Origin of the sequence: Halomonas smyrnensis AAD6, assembly GCF_000265245.1 — a bacterium.
GTDB classification, from domain to species: domain Bacteria; phylum Pseudomonadota; class Gammaproteobacteria; order Pseudomonadales; family Halomonadaceae; genus Halomonas; species Halomonas smyrnensis.
Map to the genome: position 1 here is coordinate 1 of NZ_AJKS02000018.1, position 17,692 is coordinate 17,692.

15 protein-coding genes are annotated in these 17,692 nt (G+C 70.3%); 14 read left to right on the forward strand and 1 reads right to left on the reverse strand.

Annotated features, from left to right (window positions below; genetic code table 11):
* The 6 genes from UYS_RS17530 to UYS_RS0214710 all read left to right on the forward strand — a co-directional run.
* Positions 1-382, forward strand: a 382-nt coding sequence (locus tag UYS_RS17530) for a DNA polymerase III subunit gamma/tau C-terminal domain-containing protein (protein WP_040478638.1), incomplete at its 5' end; no start/stop codon positions are given.
* A gap of 100 nt (positions 383-482) precedes the next feature.
* Complete coding sequence (locus tag UYS_RS0214690) at positions 483-809, forward strand: YbaB/EbfC family nucleoid-associated protein (protein ID WP_026068584.1); 327 nt, start codon at positions 483-485, stop codon at positions 807-809.
* An 88-nt stretch (positions 810-897) separates the two neighbouring features.
* Positions 898-1,503, forward strand: a complete 606-nt coding sequence (gene recR, locus UYS_RS0214695) for a recombination mediator RecR (protein WP_016856282.1) — start codon at positions 898-900, stop codon at positions 1,501-1,503.
* A 34-nt stretch (positions 1,504-1,537) separates the two neighbouring features.
* On the forward strand, positions 1,538-2,665 hold the full coding sequence (rnd, locus tag UYS_RS0214700) for a ribonuclease D (protein WP_026068585.1): 1,128 nt from the start codon (positions 1,538-1,540) through the stop codon (positions 2,663-2,665).
* Entirely contained in the window at positions 2,662-2,964 is a 303-nt protein-coding gene (locus UYS_RS0214705; protein ID WP_016856284.1) for a YcgL domain-containing protein, read from the forward strand. Before rnd ends, UYS_RS0214705 begins: the two co-directional genes overlap by 4 nt.
* A gap of 61 nt (positions 2,965-3,025) precedes the next feature.
* The gene (locus UYS_RS0214710) at positions 3,026-3,478 is read left to right on the forward strand and encodes a YcgN family cysteine cluster protein (RefSeq protein ID WP_016856285.1); all 453 of its coding nucleotides are present in this window, start codon (positions 3,026-3,028) and stop codon (positions 3,476-3,478) included.
* A gap of 59 nt (positions 3,479-3,537) precedes the next feature.
* On the opposite strand, the gene UYS_RS0214715 is transcribed toward UYS_RS0214710, so the two are convergent.
* The gene (locus tag UYS_RS0214715) at positions 3,538-5,649 is read right to left on the reverse strand and encodes a S9 family peptidase (protein ID WP_040478643.1); all 2,112 of its coding nucleotides are present in this window, start codon (positions 5,647-5,649) and stop codon (positions 3,538-3,540) included.
* Between the two features lie 72 nt (positions 5,650-5,721).
* Between UYS_RS0214715 and UYS_RS0214720 the strand changes: the two genes are divergently transcribed.
* From UYS_RS0214720 to UYS_RS0214760, 8 genes are all read left to right on the forward strand, one after another.
* Complete coding sequence (locus UYS_RS0214720) at positions 5,722-6,147, forward strand: hypothetical protein (RefSeq protein ID WP_016856287.1); 426 nt, start codon at positions 5,722-5,724, stop codon at positions 6,145-6,147.
* 9 nt (positions 6,148-6,156) lie between these two features.
* On the forward strand, positions 6,157-8,019 hold the full coding sequence (locus UYS_RS0214725; RefSeq protein WP_016856288.1) for a vWA domain-containing protein: 1,863 nt from the start codon (positions 6,157-6,159) through the stop codon (positions 8,017-8,019).
* A complete protein-coding gene (locus UYS_RS0214730; protein WP_026068587.1) occupies positions 8,012-8,797 on the forward strand; it encodes a class II glutamine amidotransferase in 786 nt (261 codons plus the stop codon). The genes UYS_RS0214725 and UYS_RS0214730 overlap by 8 nt, the downstream gene beginning before the upstream one ends.
* A gap of 145 nt (positions 8,798-8,942) precedes the next feature.
* Entirely contained in the window at positions 8,943-10,634 is a 1,692-nt protein-coding gene (locus UYS_RS0214735; protein ID WP_016856290.1) for an AMP-binding protein, read from the forward strand.
* Between the two features lie 357 nt (positions 10,635-10,991).
* Entirely contained in the window at positions 10,992-15,008 is a 4,017-nt protein-coding gene (gene hrpA, locus UYS_RS0214745; RefSeq protein WP_016856292.1) for an ATP-dependent RNA helicase HrpA, read from the forward strand.
* A gap of 115 nt (positions 15,009-15,123) precedes the next feature.
* Positions 15,124-15,897, forward strand: a complete 774-nt coding sequence (locus tag UYS_RS0214750; protein WP_016856293.1) for an MlaA family lipoprotein — start codon at positions 15,124-15,126, stop codon at positions 15,895-15,897.
* Positions 15,898-15,906: 9 nt separating this feature from the next.
* Complete coding sequence (locus tag UYS_RS0214755) at positions 15,907-17,097, forward strand: PP2C family protein-serine/threonine phosphatase (RefSeq protein ID WP_016856294.1); 1,191 nt, start codon at positions 15,907-15,909, stop codon at positions 17,095-17,097.
* Positions 17,084-17,593 carry an STAS domain-containing protein gene (locus UYS_RS0214760; RefSeq protein WP_016856295.1) on the forward strand — a complete coding sequence of 170 codons (510 nt, stop codon included), beginning with the start codon at positions 17,084-17,086 and terminating at the stop codon, positions 17,591-17,593. Before UYS_RS0214755 ends, UYS_RS0214760 begins: the two co-directional genes overlap by 14 nt.
* The last annotated feature ends 99 nt before the right edge of the window (positions 17,594-17,692 follow it).

Below are 17,692 nucleotides of genomic sequence, written 5' to 3' on the forward strand. Positions count from 1 at the left end.
GCTGGCGCGCTTCGACGCCCTGGGCCTGTCCGGGCTGACGCGCAACCTGGCGGCCCATTGTGTGGTCGAAGCCGACGACGGCGACGCCCTGACGCTGCGGCTGGATCCATCCCAGGCGGCGATGCAGGCCGACGTCCACGTCGAGCGTATCCGCGAGGCGCTGGCCGGGGCCGGCTTCGCGCGGCGCCTGACCATCGCCGACGGGCCGCTGCCCGAGGGCGTCGAGACGCCGCGCCAGCGCGCCGACCGCCTGGCCGCCGAGCGCCACGCCGAGGCGGTGGCCGCGCTGCAGGCCGATCCCCAGGTACAGAAGATCCAGCAGGCCTTCGGCGCCCGGCTGATCGAGACCACGGTGAAGCCCGCCGAGGCGGCGCGTCACTGAACGGACGCGCACGTCACGCGTCGGAAGGGGTAGCACCGACCGTACACGACACCGGCCGCCCGGGCGGCCGGACCGAACATCCAATCGAGAGGACGTCACCATGATGAAAGGTGGAATGGGCAACCTGATGAAGCAGGCCCAGGAAATGCAGGAGAAGATGCAGAAGGCCCAGGAAGAGGTCGCCAAGGCCGAGGTTCACGGCGAGGCCGGTGCCGGCATGATCAAGATCACCATGAACGGCCGCCACGACGTGCTCAAGGTCGACATCGACCCGAGCGTCATGGAAGAGGACAAGGAACTGCTCGAGGACCTGCTGGCCGCCGCCGTGAACGACGCCGTGCGCAAGGTCGAGGCCAACTCCAAGGAGATGATGGAAGGCGCCACCTCCGGCCTGAACCTGCCGCCGGGCTTCAAGATGCCGTTCTGAGGCGCCTCGCCGGAACGCAACGACGAGAGATGAGCGCCCGCGTGGCGCTCATCTCGTCCCATGACGAGACGTGAGTCCTGAACGACCCATGAGCTTTTCCCCCCTGGTCGAACGGCTGATGGAGGCCTTCCGGGTGCTCCCCGGCGTAGGCCCCAAGACCGCCCAGCGCATGGCCATGCATCTGCTCGAGCGCGACCGCGACGGCGGCCGGCGGCTGGTCGAGTCGCTCGGCACGGCCCTCGAGTCGGTCGGCTACTGTCGTCGCTGCCGCACCCTCACCGAGGAGGAGCTGTGCGGCATCTGCGAAAGCCCACGCCGCGACGACGGCGTGCTGTGCGTGGTCGAATCCCCGGCCGACCAGCTGGCCATCGAGGAGGCCGGCGGCTATCAGGGCCGCTACTTCGTGCTGCACGGCCATCTGTCGCCGCTGGACGGCGTCGGACCCGAGGACATCGGCCTCGACCAGCTGGAGGCGCGGGTCGCCGAGGCCGGCGTCGAGGAGGTGATCCTGGCCACCAATCCCACGGTGGAAGGGGAGGCCACGGCCCACTACATCGCCTCCCAGCTCGCGCCGCAGGGGCTCAAGCTCTCGCGCCTGGCCTATGGCGTGCCCATGGGCGGCGAACTCGAATACGTCGACGGCGGTACCCTGAGCCGGGCCTTCAACGGCCGGTTGCCCTTCCAGGGCGAATGATCGCCGTCCCATCCCTGCCATGCCGGATGACCGCATGTCCCTGACACCCGAGATCCGCTGGATCGACACTCCCGAGGCGCTGGACGCCGCCTGCGCCGAGGTGGCCGAGGCCGATGTCCTGGCCCTGGATACCGAATTCTTCCGCGAGCGCACCTTCCACCCGGTGCCGGCGCTGATCCAGTTCTGCGCCGGCGGGCCGGCCTATCTGGTCGATCCCCAGGAGGTCGCCTGCACCGAGCGCTTCCGCCGCCTGCTCGCCGAGGGGCCGCTGAAGCTGCTGCACGCCTCCAGCGAGGACCTCGAAGTCTTCGCCCACTGGGCCGGCGTGCCCATCGCGCCGCTGGTGGACACCCAGATCGCCCAGGCGCTGCTCGGCGAGGTGACCTCCATGGGCTACCAGAAGCTGGTCGAGTACTGGGTGGGCGAGACCCTGCCCAAGGACGAGACCCGTTCCAACTGGCTCGAGCGCCCGCTCTCCGACGCCCAGAAGACCTATGCGGCGCTGGACGTGGTCTATCTGCTGGACGTCTGGGCGCACCAGCGCGAGTCCCTGGAGCGCCACGGCCGCCTGGAATGGCTCGAAGAAGACTGCGCCGCCCTGACCGACCAGGCCTCGCGCAGCGACGAGGCCGACGGCCAGTGGTACCTGCGCCAGCGCAACCTGTGGCGCCTGGGTCCGCGCCAGATCGAGGCCTATCGCCTGATGACCACCTGGCGCGAGGGCGAGGTGCGTCGCCGCGACCTGCCGCGCAGCTGGCTGGTCAGCGACAAGCTGCTGTTCGCCATCGCCGAGCGGCTGCCCGAGAATCGCTATGAGCTGGCCGCGGTGGAGGGCATCAAGCCGCCGCTGGTCAAGCGCGAGGGCGACGTCCTGCTGGCGCTGGTCAAGGAGGCGCACCTGCTCGACGAGGCCGAGCTGCCGTCGGTGCCGCTGTCGCCCTTGTCGCCGGCCTTCAAGCGCTGCCTGAAGGCGATGAAGAAGGTGGTGAATCTCGAGGCCGAGTCCCTGGGCCTGGCCCCCGAGATGCTGATGCGCCGCCGTGACCTGGAGGCCCTGGCCAGCGCCCGGCTGCGCGGCCGCTCGCTGCCGCTGCCCGTCGGCTGGCGTGGCGAGCGCCTGGCCGATGCCCTGGAGAGCGCCCTGAACGAGGTCCCCGCATGACCACCATGAACGGCAAGCTGCTGTGCGAGGTCTTCAAGAGCTCGCGCAAGGACGAGATGTATCTCTACGTGGACAAGCGCCGCGGCCTCGAGGACGTGCCCGAGGCGCTGCTCGAACGTTTCGGCAAGCCGGTCTCGGCGCTGACGCTGATCCTCACGCCCGAGAAGCCGCTGGCCCGCACCCGCGGCGCCGAGGTGATGGCGGCCATCGAGGAGAAGGGCTTCTATCTGCAGATGCCGCCGGCCAAGGAGGACTATCTGCTGGATCTTTATCGCACGCCGACAGAAGCCCGTTACTAGTCTGAAGCATGGGCACAAGGGGCCTGCCTGAAGGGCTCCCCGTGAACGACACGAGAGACGAATGACCATGCGTGAAAGGTTCTGGGAGCGCTTCCCGCTGGAAGAGCTGACCGATGAAGAGTGGGAGGCGCTGTGCGACGGCTGTGGCCAGTGCTGCCTGCTCAAGTTCCAGGACGACGAGGGCGACCTGGCGGTGCTCAACGTGGCCTGCGAGCTGCTCGACATCGAGGGCTGCCGCTGCAGCGACTACGCCAACCGCTTCGAGAAGGTGCCGGACTGCCAGCAGCTCACCGTCGAGCGCATCGAGGCGTTTCGCTGGCTGCCCAAGTCCTGCGCCTACCGGCGCCTGGCCGAGGGGCGCAAGCTCGCCGGCTGGCATCCGCTGATCTCGGGCGACCCCGAGCGGGTGCACCGCAAGGGCATCAGCGTGCGCAGCTTCGCGGTGTCCCAGGCCGAGGTGCCCGAGGAGGAGCTCGAGGACCATATCATCGCCATCCTCCCCATTGATGGCTAGAACGAAGAAGGCGGCCTCTCGGCCGCCTTCTTCATTGCTGCGCCCGATGTTCTCTCCGCTCAGGCCTCCCGCGTCTCCAGCCCCAGCGCCCACAGGATGAAGGCATCCTGGCGGGCGTTGTCGTGCCAGCCCTTGAAGCGACCGGAGGCGCCGCCGTGGCCGGCCTCCAGGTCGGTACGCAGCAGCGTGGGGTGGTCGCTGCCGTCCACGCCGTGGGTCTCGGCCAGCTCGCTCAGGCGGGCGTAGAGCTTGGCCGGCTCCCAGTAGGGCACCCGGGTGTCGTGCCAGCTGCCCTGCAGGAACACCGGCGGCCAGGGCCGCTCGGGCAGGTTGTCCAGCGGCGAGTAGTCGCGGATGCGGCTGCGCGCGGCGGGCTCGCGCGGGTCGCCCCATTCGCTGTACTCGGCGGTGGTCAGCGGCAGGTCGGGATTCTCCATGGTGCGCAGCACGTCGACGAAGGGCACGTCGAGCACCGCGGCGCAAAAGCGCTCCGGGGCAAGATTGAGGCTGGCGCCGACCAGGAGCCCGCCGGCGCTGGCGCCGTAGGCGACGATGCGCTCGCCGTCGCTGACGCCCTGTTCGACCAGGGCGTCGCGGGCGGCCAGGAAGTCGTGGAAGCTGTTGGCCTTGTGCTCGAGCTTGCCGCTCAGGTACCAGGGCTCGCCGCGGTCGCCGCCGCCGCGCACGTGGGCCACGGCGAAGGCCGCGCCGCGGGCCAGCAGCTCCAGGCGGGCCACCGAGAACCAGGGGTCGAGCGTCTCGCCGTAGGCGCCGTAGCCGTAGAGCAGGGTGGGGAGCGGATGGCCGGCCAGGTCGGCGCGCATCACCACCGACACCGGCACGCGCTCGCCGTCGTGGGAGGTCGCCCACAGCCGCTCGCAGGTCAGCTGGTCGGGGCGCAGGTCGCCGTGCACCGACTGCTGCTTGAGGCGACGACGCTCGCCGCTGTCCAGGTCGAGCTCGGTCCAGGTCACCGGCAGGGTGAAGGATTCCTCGCGCAGCCGCAGGCGGCGCTCGTCGAAGTGCGGGGCGTCGGCGAGCCCCAGGCTGCAGGGCGTTTCGGGCAGCGGCAGGCGCTCGTCGCGCCGCACGGCGTGATCGGCGTCGAGCTCGATCACCCTCAGGCAGACCTGGGCCTGCTGATGGTCACGCTCGCTGGCCACCAGCCCCCAGCTGAAGGCATCGATGCCCTCGAGGGTGGTGTCCTGGCGGTGCTCGATCAGGCGCTCGGGCTCGCCCTGCGGGTCGGCCTCGTCGACCCGGTCGAGGCAGAAGTGCGGGGCCTCGCGGTTGTGCAGCACGTAGAAGTGGCCGGGGCGGTGATCGACGCCGTACTCCACGCCGCGCTCGCGGGGGCGGAACAGCCTCGGCGCTGTGGCCGGCGCGGCCGCCGGAACCAGGTGGACCTCGCTGGTGTCCTTGGAGGCGGACTCCAGCATCAGCCACTCGCGCGAGCGGGTCTTGCCGAGCCCCAGCCAGAATTCCGGGTCGTCCTCGCGCAGCATCAGCGCGGGCTCGTCGGCGCTCGGCGTGGCGCCGAGGGTCAGCGGCAGCCGCCAGATGCTCTCGGGGCGCTGGGTGGCGTCATAGCGCGTGAACAGCAGGGTGGCGCCGTCCTCGGCCCAGCACAGTTCGGGGCCGATCTCCTCGAGCAGCGCCAGCGGCTCGCCGTCCGGCAGCCGCTTGAGCCACAGGGTGAAGATCTCGTCGCCCTGGGTGTCCTCGCTCCAGGCCATCCAGCACTCGTCCGGCGACAGCGACATGTCGCCGACCTCGAAGAAGGCGTGGTCGGCGGCGCGGCGCTGCAGGTCGAAGAACGGCTCGCGGCGCTCGGGCTCGCCGTTGGGATGGCGCCACCAGACCGGATGGTCGGCGTCCACCGCGGTCTCGCTCCACACCGTGAAGTGGTCGAGCGCCGTGGGCAGGCCGTGCACGGCCAGCTCGCGGCGGGCCAGATGGCCGTGGTAGAGGCGCTCGGTGAGGTCGTCCAGGGGCGCGAACCAGGCCTGGGAGTGAGCATTGGCGGCCTCGAGGAAGGCCGTCACCTGCGGGTCGTCGCGCTGCTCCAGCCAGTGCCAGTCGGGGTCTTCGGCGCGCCGGAATCCGGCGGTCGGATGGGGGGCGTCGGTCATGTTCGTCTGGCCTGGGGCACGTGGCGGCTGTGCTTTCATGGTGCGGGATGTACCATACTCGGAGTGAATTCAACGGGGTGCGTCTTTCGACGCCGCAATGACGAGGTACCGATGCTGCTTTCGGATTCGATGTCTCTACTATGGCTGACCTATGCCGTGCTGTCTCTGGTGGTGCTCGGCACCGGCTATCTGGGGCTGGCCTTTCTGCCGCGACTGCCGCGGCTGGTGATCACCTGGGCCGTGGCCGGGGTGATGTGGGTGCCGGCCAGCTTCCAGCTGCCGCTGACCACCGGGGACGGCGTCTATAACGGGTTCGCGCCCGCGGTGGTGGTCGCCGGGCTGGCGTTTCTCTCCCACGACGGCGGCGCCATGCTGCCGGCGCTGATGCTGGTGGCCGTGGCGGCCGGCCTGGGCGCGCTGGTGGGCCTGCTGTTGTGGCGTCGCGGACGCCACTCGGCCGCTCGCCAGGCGCAGGAGGGCGAGGACAAGGGCCGCCAGGACGGCGGTGAGACGCGACGCGAGCCGATGATCGGCTAAGGACGTTCGATGCAAAGGGGAAATCCCGGCGCCCGGGGCGCGGTGCGCCTCGTGTGGCTGATAGCGCTGTGCCTGATCGGGCTCGGCGCGAGTTCGTCTCACGCCCAGGACCAGGACCGGACCGAGCCTCGGGCCGGGCAGGAGCAGGACGACGTGCGGGCGGTGGTCGACGTGTCGGGCAGCATGAAGAGCCACGACCCCGACCGCCTGGCCGAGAGCGCCATGGGGCTGTTGGTCTCGCTGCTGCCGGAGAGCGCCAGCGCCGGCGTCTGGACCTTCGGCGAGCGGGTCGACAATCCGCTGCCGCTGGGCCGCGTCGAGGCCGGCTGGCGCGAGCGCGCGCTGTCCCTGCCGCCGTCGCGGCGCGACCAGCAGTACACCGATATCGAGGCCGCGCTGCGCCAGGCCGCGAACGGCGAGGCCAACGGCGGGCTGCACCTGATCCTGATGACCGACGGCGTCATCGATCTGCCGCCGGGCCGCGGCGACAAGCCGGCCATCGATCGTGCCTCGCGCCGGCGCATCGTCGAGGAGCTGGCCCCCGAGCTGGCCGCGCAGGGGGTGACGGTGCATGCCATCGCCTTCTCCGACGAGGCCGATCTGGCGCTGATCGAGCGGCTGGCCCAGCGTACCGGGGGCCTGGCCACCCGGGTCGATTCCGCGGAAGGGCTGATGGGCGCCTTCCTCGATATCTTCGAGCGCATCTTCCCCGCCGACCGCCTGCCGCTGGACGACGACGGTGGCTTCGTGGTCGATCAGGGCGTGGATCGGCTCTCGGCGCTGATCTTCCATGATCCCGAGGCCGAGCCGCTGACGCTGATCGGCCCCGACGGCACCCGCTATCGGGCCGATTCGGCCCCGGAGGGGGCGAACTGGCAGGTCGAGCCGCGCTTCGACCTGGTCCGCATCCCCGAGCCCGAGGCGGGGCAGTGGCGCCTCGAGGGGCCGGTGGACGACGGCAGCCGCATCAGCATCAGTGGCCCCTGGCGGCTGCGCATCGGGTCGCTGCCGGCGACGCTGTATCGCGGCTTCCCGGTGCCGGTCGAGGCCTGGCTGGAGGCGGAGCGCGAGGCGCCGCCCCTGCCGGGCAACCTGACGCTGGAGGTGTCGCTGGCGTTGCCGGACGGCGAGGCGCAGTCCTCGGTGACCCTGACCGCCGACGATCAGGGCCGCTTCCAGGGCGAGCTGCCGGCGCCGGCGTTGACCGGCAACGCCCAGCTGGTGGTGCGTGCCTCCGGCGACGGCTTCACCCGCCAGCGCCGCCAGGCGGTCAACGTGCTGCCGTCCATCGGCGCGGTGCATGATCCGGCCGGGGGCCGCGTGGTGCTGGCCGCCGAGCATCCGCGCCTGAATCGCGACAACACCGAGATCCGCGGCGCGCTGGCCGGCGAGGCGCTCGAGGCTGAGCCGGTCGGCGAGACGCGCTGGACGATGGCGCTGCCCGAGCTCGATCCGGATCTCCGCCAGCCGCTGACCCTGAGCGCCCGCGTCACCCTGGACGGCGAGACCCGCGAACTGAGCCTGCCGCGGCTGATGCTCAACCCCGACGCCCGGGTCGGCATCGCCGGGGTCGACGCCGGCCCGACGCTGTCCGCCGAGCGCTTCGGCGATGCCGGCGAGGCCGCCGCCCCCGAGGCCGAGCCGAGCCTCGCCGATCGCCTCGTCGAGGGCGTCAACGACCTGCCGGCCAGGCTGCGCCTGGCCTGGCAGGAGGGCTGGCCCGGGCTGGTCGAGCGGGTCCGCGGCTGGTCGCAGGGGCCGATGTTCTGGATTCTGCTGGTGCTGACCATCGGTCTGGTGATGCTGCGCCTGCTGTGGCGCCATACCAGCCGTTCCGCTTCCACCCGCGAGCGCAGGGATCCGCATGTGTGAATTGCTGGGCATGAGCGCCAACGTGCCGACCGACATCTGCTTCAGCTTCGCCGGCTTCCTGACCCGCGGCGGCGGCACCGGGCCGCACCGCGACGGCTGGGGCATCGCCTTCTACGAGGCCGGCGGCTATCGCGAATTCCGCGACCCGCACCCCTCGGTGCATTCGCCCATCGCCCGGCTGATCTGCGACTACCCGATCAAGTCACACATCGTGATCAGCCACATCCGGCAGGCCAACGTCGGCCAGGTGCGCCTGGCCAACACCCATCCCTTCACCCGGGAAATGTGGGGGCAGCCCTGGTGCTATGCGCACAACGGCCAGCTCGCCGGCTGGGAGGACCTGGCGCTGTCGTTCTACCGGCCGGTGGGCGGCACCGACAGCGAGCACGCCTTCTGCTGGCTGATGGGCGAGCTGCGCCGGGCCTTCCCCGAACCGCCGGACGATCGCCAGGCGCTTTGGGCGCACCTGCACGGGCTGTGCGAGCGGCTGCGCGGGCTCGGCGTCTTCAACCTGCTGCTGGCCGACGGCGAGTACCTCTACACCTACTGCACCACCAAGCTGGCGCACATCACTCGCCGTGCGCCGTTCGGCCAGGCCAGCCTGTCCGACGCCGAGATGGCGGTGAACTTCGCCGAGCACACCACGCCCGACGACGTGGTCTCGGTGATCGCCACCGAGCCGCTGACCGACAACGAGGAGTGGGTGCGCATGGTGCCCGGCGAGCTGCTGGTGTGGCGTGACGGCGCGATTCAGGGGCGCTTCACCGCACAGGGATGAACGAAGGTTTAAAACATAAGTTTAAATCCTGTATTCCCAGATCGGCAGCGACTGGGATAGGGTGGGGCACAGCCGCAGTGCCATGACAGCGCTAATATAACAACAGGGCGCGATCCCGCAGGGTCGCCACAGCCTGGAGAATGCCATGAGCGAGCACGCCACGCCCGCCGTCCTCAGCGGCCCCGAGCTAGAGGGCCGCGACGACTACGCCTCGGTGATGGAGGTCTTCCACGCCGCCATCGAGCGCTTCGCCGACAAGCCCGCCTTCACCTGCATGGGGCGGACCCTGGACTATCGCGACCTCGATCGCCTGTCCGCCGACTTCGCCGCCTGGCTGCAGCACGAGGCCGGGCTCGAGCCCGGCGACCGCATCGCCATCCAGCTGCCCAATCTGCTGCAGTTCCCGGTGGCGGTGTTCGGCGCGCTGCGCGCCGGCCTGGTGGTGGTCAACACCAATCCGCTCTACACCGAGCGGGAGATGGCCCATCAATTCAAGGATTCCGGCGCCCGGGCCATCGTCATCCTGGCCAACATGGCGGCCAAGCTCGAGGCTATCCTCGGCGACACCGATATCGAGCGGGTGGTGGTGACCGAGATCGCCGACCTGCATCCTTTCCCCAAGCGGCCGCTGATCAACGCCGCGGTGAAGTACGTCAAGAAGATGGTGCCGGCCTATCGGCTGCCCGGGGCGACGAGCCTGCGTGATGCGCTCGCGCGCGGTGCGCGCCTCGAGCATCGCGAGGTCGGCCGCGGCCGCGACGACATCGCCGCCCTGCAGTACACCGGCGGCACCACGGGGCGGGCCAAGGGCACCATGCTGACTCACGGCAACCTGGTGGCCAACATGCTCCAGGCGCGCCAGGCGATCGGCCCGGGGCTCGCCGAGGGGGCCGAGACCATCGTCGCGCCGCTGCCCGTCTATCACATCTACACCTTCACGGTGAACTGCCTGTTCATGATGGAGACCGGCAACCACTCGGTGCTGATTCCCAATCCCCGCGACCTGGAGGGCTTCGTCAAGACGCTGAAGACGGTGCACTTCACCGGCTTCGTGGGGCTCAACACCCTGTTCAATGCCCTGTGCCAGCGCGAGGACTTCCGGCGCCTCGATTTCTCCGCCCTTCACCTGACCATCTCCGGCGGCATGGCCTTGACCAGCGCCGTGGCCCAGCGTTGGCAGGAGGTCACCGGCTGCCCCGTCGCCGAGGGCTATGGCCTCACCGAGACCTCGCCGATCGTCAGCTTCAACCCCATCGACGACATCCGGCTCGGCACCATCGGTCGTCCGGTGGCCGGCACTCGGGTCAAGGTCATCGACCTGGACGGCAACGACCTGCCGCTGGGCGAGCCCGGCGAACTGTGCGTCAAGGGGCCCCAGGTGATGAAGGGCTACTGGAACCGCGAGGAAGATACCGGCGCCTCCCTCGATGCCGAGGGCTGGTTCCGCACCGGCGACGTGGCGGTCTTCGACGACGACGGCTACATCCGCATCGTCGATCGCAAGAAGGACATGATCCTGGTCTCGGGCTTCAACGTGTATCCCAACGAGATCGAGGACGTGGTGGCGCATCATCCCGGGGTGGTGGAGTCGGCCGTCGTGGGCGTGCCCGACGAGGACAGTGGCGAGGCCATCAAGCTGTACGTGGTGGCCAGCGACCCCGACCTGGACGCCGCGACCCTGCGCACCTGGTGCAAGAAGAAGTTGACCGGCTACAAGGTGCCGCGCCACGTGGAGTTTCGTGACGAGCTGCCCAAGACGAACGTGGGGAAAGTCCTGCGCCGCCAGCTTCGCGACGAGGCGCAGGGCGAAGCGAAGGAGGAGGGCGAGGCCTCCTAGGGCAGCTCGGCTGCCCAAGACCCGATCATTGTTCAGGAAGGTCCTGCGCCGCCAGCTTCGCGACGAGGCGCAAGGCGAAGCGAAGGAGGAGGGCGAGGCCTCCTAGGGCGGCTCGGCTGCCCAAGACCCGATCATGTTCAGGAAGGTCCTGCGCCGCCAGCTTCGCGACGAGGCGCAAGGCGACGCGAAGGAGGAGGGCGAAGAGGCGGAGGGCGAACCCTCCTGATCCAGGGGGCACGGAGGGTCGATTAGCCCCCGACTGGTTCGCGGCGTTACAATGGCCGGCTCGCATCGCGCGACCGATGCGAGCCGTCCTGTCGTCCCGCCCGTTCGATCACCGGAGCCTTCGAGTCCATCGTGAGTACCCTGACCCCTGCCCCCGACGCGCCCGAATCCGATGTTGCCGCCCTGGAGGCCCTCAGGGGCGAACTCGACGGCGTGCAGCTGCGCGACGCGCCCCGCCTGGGCAAGCGCCTCGCCGGCCTGACCCGGCGATGCCGCCAGGGCAAGCCGGTGGACCGCGGGCTCGCCGAGCTGCGCCGCGAGGTCGAGCGTTCCCGTGCCCGGGTCGAGGCCCGCGCCTCGCGCCCGGTGACACTGTCCTATCCCGAGGAGCTGCCGGTCGCCGAACGCCGCGAGGACATCCTCGAGGCGCTGCGCGACCACCAGGTCGTGGTGGTGGCCGGCGAGACGGGCTCGGGCAAGACCACCCAGCTGCCCAAGCTGTGCCTCGAGCTCGGCCTCGGCCGGCGCGGGCTGATCGGCCACACCCAGCCGCGCCGGCTGGCGGCCCGCTCGGTGGCCACGCGCCTGGCCGAAGAGATGGAGGTGCCGCTGGGCGAGCAGGTCGGCTACCAGGTGCGCTTCACCGACCACACCGACGATGCCACCCAGGTCAAGCTGATGACCGACGGCATCCTGCTGGCCGAGACCCGGCACGATCCCGACCTCAGGCGCTACGAGGCGATCATCATCGACGAGGCCCACGAGCGCAGCCTCAACATCGACTTCCTGCTCGGCTATCTCAAGCGCCTGCTCGACCGTCGCCCGGACCTCAAGGTGATCATCACCTCGGCGACCATCGACGTGGAGCGCTTCGCCGAGCACTTCGCCCTGGCGGGCGAGGACGGCACCCGGCGCCCGGCGCCGGTGGTCGAGGTCTCCGGCCGCACCTATCCGGTGGAGGTGCGCTACCGGCCGCTGACCCGCGAGGCCGAGGACGAGGAAGACCGCACCCTGCAGGAGGGCATCCTGCACGCGGTGGAGGAGATCCAGGCCGCCGAGCGCGAGAAGGGCTGGCTGCACGGCCCCCGCGACATCCTGGTGTTCCTGCCCGGCGAGCGCGAGATCCGCGAGGCCGCCGATACCCTGCGCCGCGCCGAGCTGCGCGACACCGAGATCCTGCCGCTCTACGCCCGGCTCTCCAACGCCGAGCAGAATCGCGTCTTCGCCCCGCACCGCGGGCGGCGCATCGTGCTCTCGACCAACGTCGCCGAGACCTCGCTCACCGTGCCGGGCATCCGCTACGTGATCGACCCGGGCCTGGTGCGCATCAGCCGCTACAGCTACCGGGCCAAGATCCAGCGCCTGCCGGTGGAGGCGGTCAGCCAGGCCAGCGCCGATCAGCGCAAGGGCCGCTGCGGCCGCGTGGCCGAGGGCCTGTGCATCCGCCTCTACGACGAGGAGGACTACCTCGGCCGCCCCGAATTCACCGATCCCGAGATCCGGCGCACCAACCTGGCCTCGGTGATCCTGTCGATGCTGTCGCTCAAGCTCGGCAGCATCGAGGCCTTTCCCTTCGTCGATCCGCCCGACTCGCGCTTCGTCACCGACGGCTTCCGGCTGCTGTTCGAGCTCGGCGCGGTGGACGAGGGCCAGCGCATCACGCCGCTCGGCCGCAAGCTCGCCCGCCTGCCCATCGACCCGCGCCTGGCCCGCATGCTGCTGGCCGGCGCCGAGCAGGGTGGCCTGCGCGAGGTGCTGGTGGTGGTCTCGGCGCTGGCCATCCAGGACCCGCGGGACCGCCCGGCCGAGAAGCGCCAGGCCGCCGACCAGGCCCATCGCCGCTGGCAGGACCCGGACTCCGACTTCGTCGGCCTCGTGAACCTGTGGCACGGCTTCGAGGCCGCCCGCGAGGAGCTCTCCGGCAATCGCCTGCGCCGCTGGTGCAAGGACAACTACCTCAACTACCTGCGGCTGCGCGAGTGGCACGATACCTTCCGCCAGCTGCGCCAGCTGCTGCGCGACATGGACATCGAGGTGCCCGCGCCGGCGCCGCTGCCGGCCGAGGACGACGACGGCGAGGCGGCGAAGAAGGCCCGCCGCGAGAGCGCCGTGCGGCTGCACCAGGCGCTGCTGCCGGGGCTGCTCTCGCACCTCGGCCAGCTGCTGGAGAACCGCGAGTACCAGGGCGCGCGCAACCGCAAGTTCATGATTCACCCAGGCTCTGGGCTTTCCAAGAAGACGCCCAAGTGGGTGATGGCCTTCGAGCTGGTCGAGACCTCGAAGCTGTTCGCCCGCACCGTGGCGAAGATCGATCCGGCCTGGATCGAGCCGCTGGCCGGCCACCTGGTCAAGCGCAGCTACAGCGAGCCGCACTGGGAGATGAAGCGCGCCCAGGTGGTGGCCTTCGAGCAGGTCACGCTGTTCGGCCTGGCGATCGTCAGCCGGCGCCGGGTGCACTACGGCCCGATCGCGCCGGCGGAGTCCCGCGAGCTGTTCATCCGCCGCGCGCTGGTGGAGGGCGAGTTCAAGACCCGCGGGGCGTTCTTCGCCCACAACCGCGCGCTGGTCGAGGAGGTCGAGGACCTCGAGGATCGCGCCCGCAAGCGCGACATCCTGGTCGACGAGGAGGCGCTGTTCGACTTCTACGATGCGCGCCTCCCCGAGGACATCGTCAACGGCAAGGGCTTCGAGGCCTGGCGCAAGCAGGCCGAGCGCGACGACCCGGACGTGCTCAAGTTCGACCGCGCCGCGCTGCTGGCGCGGGAGGCCGAGGAGGTCACCCAGGCCGACTACCCGGACGAGCTGGCACTGAACGGCGTGCGCTATCCGCTGAGCTACCATTTCGCCCCCGGCGCCGAGGACGACGGCGTGACCCTGACGGTGCCGGCGGCGATGCTGCCGCAGCTGCCGGAGGGCCGCCTGGAGTGGCTGGTGCCGGGGCTTTTGCGCGAGAAGTGCATCGCGCTGCTCAAGTCGCTGCCCAAGTCGATCCGCCGCCAGGTGGTGCCGATTCCCGACTGGGTCGACGCCGCCCTCAAGGCCATGACGCCGGACGACGTGCCGCTCACCGAGTCGCTGGGCGAGTTCCTGCGGGTCAAGACCGGCGTGCGGCTGGCGCCCGACGACTGGCGGGTCGACCAGCTCGAACCGCACCTGATCATGAACCTGCGGGTGGTCGACCACGAGGGCCGCGAGCTCGGCCAGGGGCGCGACATCCGCGCCCTGGAACAGCGCTTCGAGGCCGCGGCCGGGGAGGGGGCGCGCGCGCTGGCCAGCGAAGCCAGCGAGGCGGACGCGCTGGAGACCCTGCCCGAGGCGCCGCTGCCGGAGTCCCGCGTCACCACCCAGGCCGGCATCCGCGTCGAGGCCTATCCGGCGGTGGTGCCGGAGGACGACAGCCTGCGGGTCGAGCTGTTCGACCATCCCGACAAGGCCCGCGAGGCCCATCGTCGCGGCGTGGTGCGCGCCGCCATGGCGCGGCTGCCGGACCAGGTGCGCGCCATCGAGCGCCTGCCCGGCCTGCAGCCCTGCGCGCTGCTGTTCGCCAAGGTGGGCAGCAAGCGCCAGCTGGCCGAGGACCTGGTCAGCGCGGTCTTCCAGCAGGTGGTGGCGGTCGACCCGCTGCCGCGCTCCCGCGACGAGCTGGAGGCGCGGCTGGCCGAGACCCGCGACGCCCTGGTGCCCCACGCCGAGGAACGCCTCGGCATCCTCAAGCAGGCGCTTCAGGGCCATCTGGCGGTGACCAAGGCGTTGAAGGGCAACCTGAACCTTTCGCTGGCGCTGGTATACAGTGACCTCAAGGCCCAGATGCAGCGCCTGGTGCATCCCGGCTTCGTCACCGAGGCCGGCGACTGGCTGGCCGAGTATCCGCGCTACATGGAGGCCGCCCAGATCCGCCTGGAGAAGGCCCCCCGCGAGCGCATGCGCGACCAGATGCACATGCAGTCGGTGCAGGACTTCGAGGCGCGGCTGGCGTCCCGGCGCGAGAGCGAGCGTCGCGGTGGCGTCGAGGACCCGGCGCTGGTCGAGTTCGGCTGGTGGATCGAGGAGCTGCGCGTGTCGCTGTTCGCCCAGCAGCTGGGCACCCGGATGCCGGTCTCGGAGAAGCGCCTCGAGAAGCACTGGAAGGAACTCACCGGGCGAGCCTGAGGGCCCCGGGCTGGAGTGTTGCGGCGCCGCGGGCTACAGTGCCCGCAGCGTCGTGGACGAGCGATAACGATCGACGATGGACACCAGAATGACGCGTAGGGAGACCGTGCGAGCCATGATTCCGACATTCCCCGGCCGCCGGGCCGGCCAAGGCCTGGCGGCGATGTGCGCCCTGTCACTGCTGACGGGCTGCGCCACCACCTCGGGCGTCGATGACGCCAATCCGGACGATCCCTGGGAGGGCTTCAACCGCGGGGTGTTCGCCTTCAACGACACGATCGATCGCTATGCGCTCAAGCCGGTGGCCCAGGGCTACCGCTTCGTGACGCCGGACCCGGTGCAGACCGGCGTCGGCAACTTCTTCTCGAACCTCGGCGAGATCAGCAACACGGTCAACAGCCTGCTGCAGGCCAAGCCGGCCAATGCCGGCATCTCCGGCGGGCGCTTTCTGATCAACTCCACGGTGGGCGTGCTGGGCTTCTTCGACGTCGCCTCTCACCTGGACCTGGTCGGCCGCGAGGAAGACTTCGGCCAGACCCTGGCCGTCTGGGGCGTGGGCGAGGGGCCCTATCTGGTGCTGCCGCTGCTGGGCCCGAGCACCGTGCGGGCCACCGCCGGTATGCCGGTGGACTGGTACACCGACCCGCTGACCTACATCGAGGAAGACGAGATTCGCTACGGGCTGCGCGGGCTGGACGTGGTCGATACCCGCGCCGGGCTGCTCGACCAGGAGCAGCTGATCCGCGGCGATCGCTACAGCTTCATCCGCGACAGCTGGCTGCAGCGTCGGCGCTTCGAGGTCAACGACGGCGAGGCCGGGGAAGACCCCTTCGCCAGCGACGACTTCGATTTCGATGACGCCGACTTCGATGATGCCTTCGCCGAGTGAGGCCCTAGGATGCCCGAAGCCAACGAGCTGGTCGGCCTGATCGACGTTCCCGGGGCCGAGCGCGATGCCCTGGCCGAGATCATCGCCCGCGACGGCCTGGCGGTCGTCGCCGTGGAACACCACGAGCAGCTGCCGGGCGACGCGGTGCTGGTGGTCGCCCATGCCCGGGCGGTGCCCAGCGAGGCCTGGGGGGCGCTGGCCGAGCGGCTGCCGACCCTGGTGGTCAGCGACGAACGTCAGGACAGCGATCTGCTCCAGGCCGTGGATGCGGGACTGGTCGACTACGTGATCGAGCCGCGTCGTCACGGCCACCTGCTGCGGCGCATGATCCGCCGGGTGATCGACCTCAATCGCCTGGCCCAGGAGCGCGAGCACGACCGGGCACGGCTGGCCGAGCTCAACGAGCGCCTGGAGACCCATCTGGCGATGCTGCGGCTCGACCAGCAGGCCGGTGGCCAGATCCAGCGCAAGCTGCTGCCGCCGAGCCCGCAGAGCATCAACGGCGTGAGCGGGGACTACTGGCTGGTGCCATCGCTGTACCTGTCCGGCGACTTCCTCGATTTCCAGCGCTTCGACGACCGCTACACCCTGTTCTACTTCGCCGATGTCTCGGGCCACGGGGCGTCGTCGGCCTTCGTCACGGTGCTGCTCAAGTCGCTGTCGCACCGCTGGCAGAACGAGTGGGACGGTCAGCGTCCGCAGGACCTGGCGCCGCGCTGGCTGGCCGGGCTCAACCGCGAGCTGCTCGATACCGGCATCGGCAAGCACGCCACCCTGTTCGTCGGCGTCATTGACCGGGAGCGTCGCTATCTGCACTATTCGCTCGGCGCTCAGCTGCCCATGCCGCTGCTGGTGAGCGACGGCGAGGCGCGCTACCTGGAAGGCGAAGGCATGCCGGTGGGGCTGTTCCCGGACGTCGAATACCCGTCGTTGGGCTGCGAGCTGCCGGCGGACTTCCGGCTGTGGCTGTGCTCCGACGGCCTCCTGGAGTGCCTGCCCGGCGAGACCCTGGAGGCGCGGCTGGAGGTGCTGCGCTCCCGCGCCGAGACCAGCGAGACGCTGGCGGCGCTGCGCGACAGTCTTGCCCTCGGCGACGACATCGTCGACGCTGACAACGAGGGCGACGCCTCCGGCCGGGACGAGCTTCCCGACGACCTGACGATCATGATGTTGAGCGGATTTGGCAATGATGATGCATGAAGGCCGCCTCAAGGCGGCGTTCGATTCCGGCGTGTTCGTGCTCAAGCTGTGCGGGGACGTCCGGCTGACGCTCTGCGCGACGCTCGATACCCAGGCACAGCGTCTGGCCGAGACGCCCGGGCTGGAGGCGGTGATGGTGGACCTGCGCGAGGCCACCAACGTCGACTCCACGGCGCTCGGCTTCCTGGCCAAGGTGGCCATGGCGCTGCAGGGTCGGCTGAAGCAGCCGCCGACCATCGTCGTCGATAACCCCGACGTGCGGCGCATGCTCGACGTGATGGGCTTCGCCCGCTATTTCACGCTGCTGGAGTCGCCGATCACCGAGCCCCACGAGCTGCGCGACCTGCCCGAGGTGCCCGCCAACGAAGAGGGCATGCGCGAGCGCATCCTCGAGGCGCACCGCATCCTGATGCACATGAACGACCACAACCGCGAGCAGTTCCAGCCGCTGGTCGAGATGCTCGAGGAGCAGAAGAGTCCCGCCGACCGGGAGTGAATCGCCGCCTGGGCGGGCCTTCCAGCGCTCGCCGCGAGGCGGGGCGGAAGCGGTCGGAGCAAGCGCTGGACACAGTCGAAGAGGGGGAGGCGCCGGCGG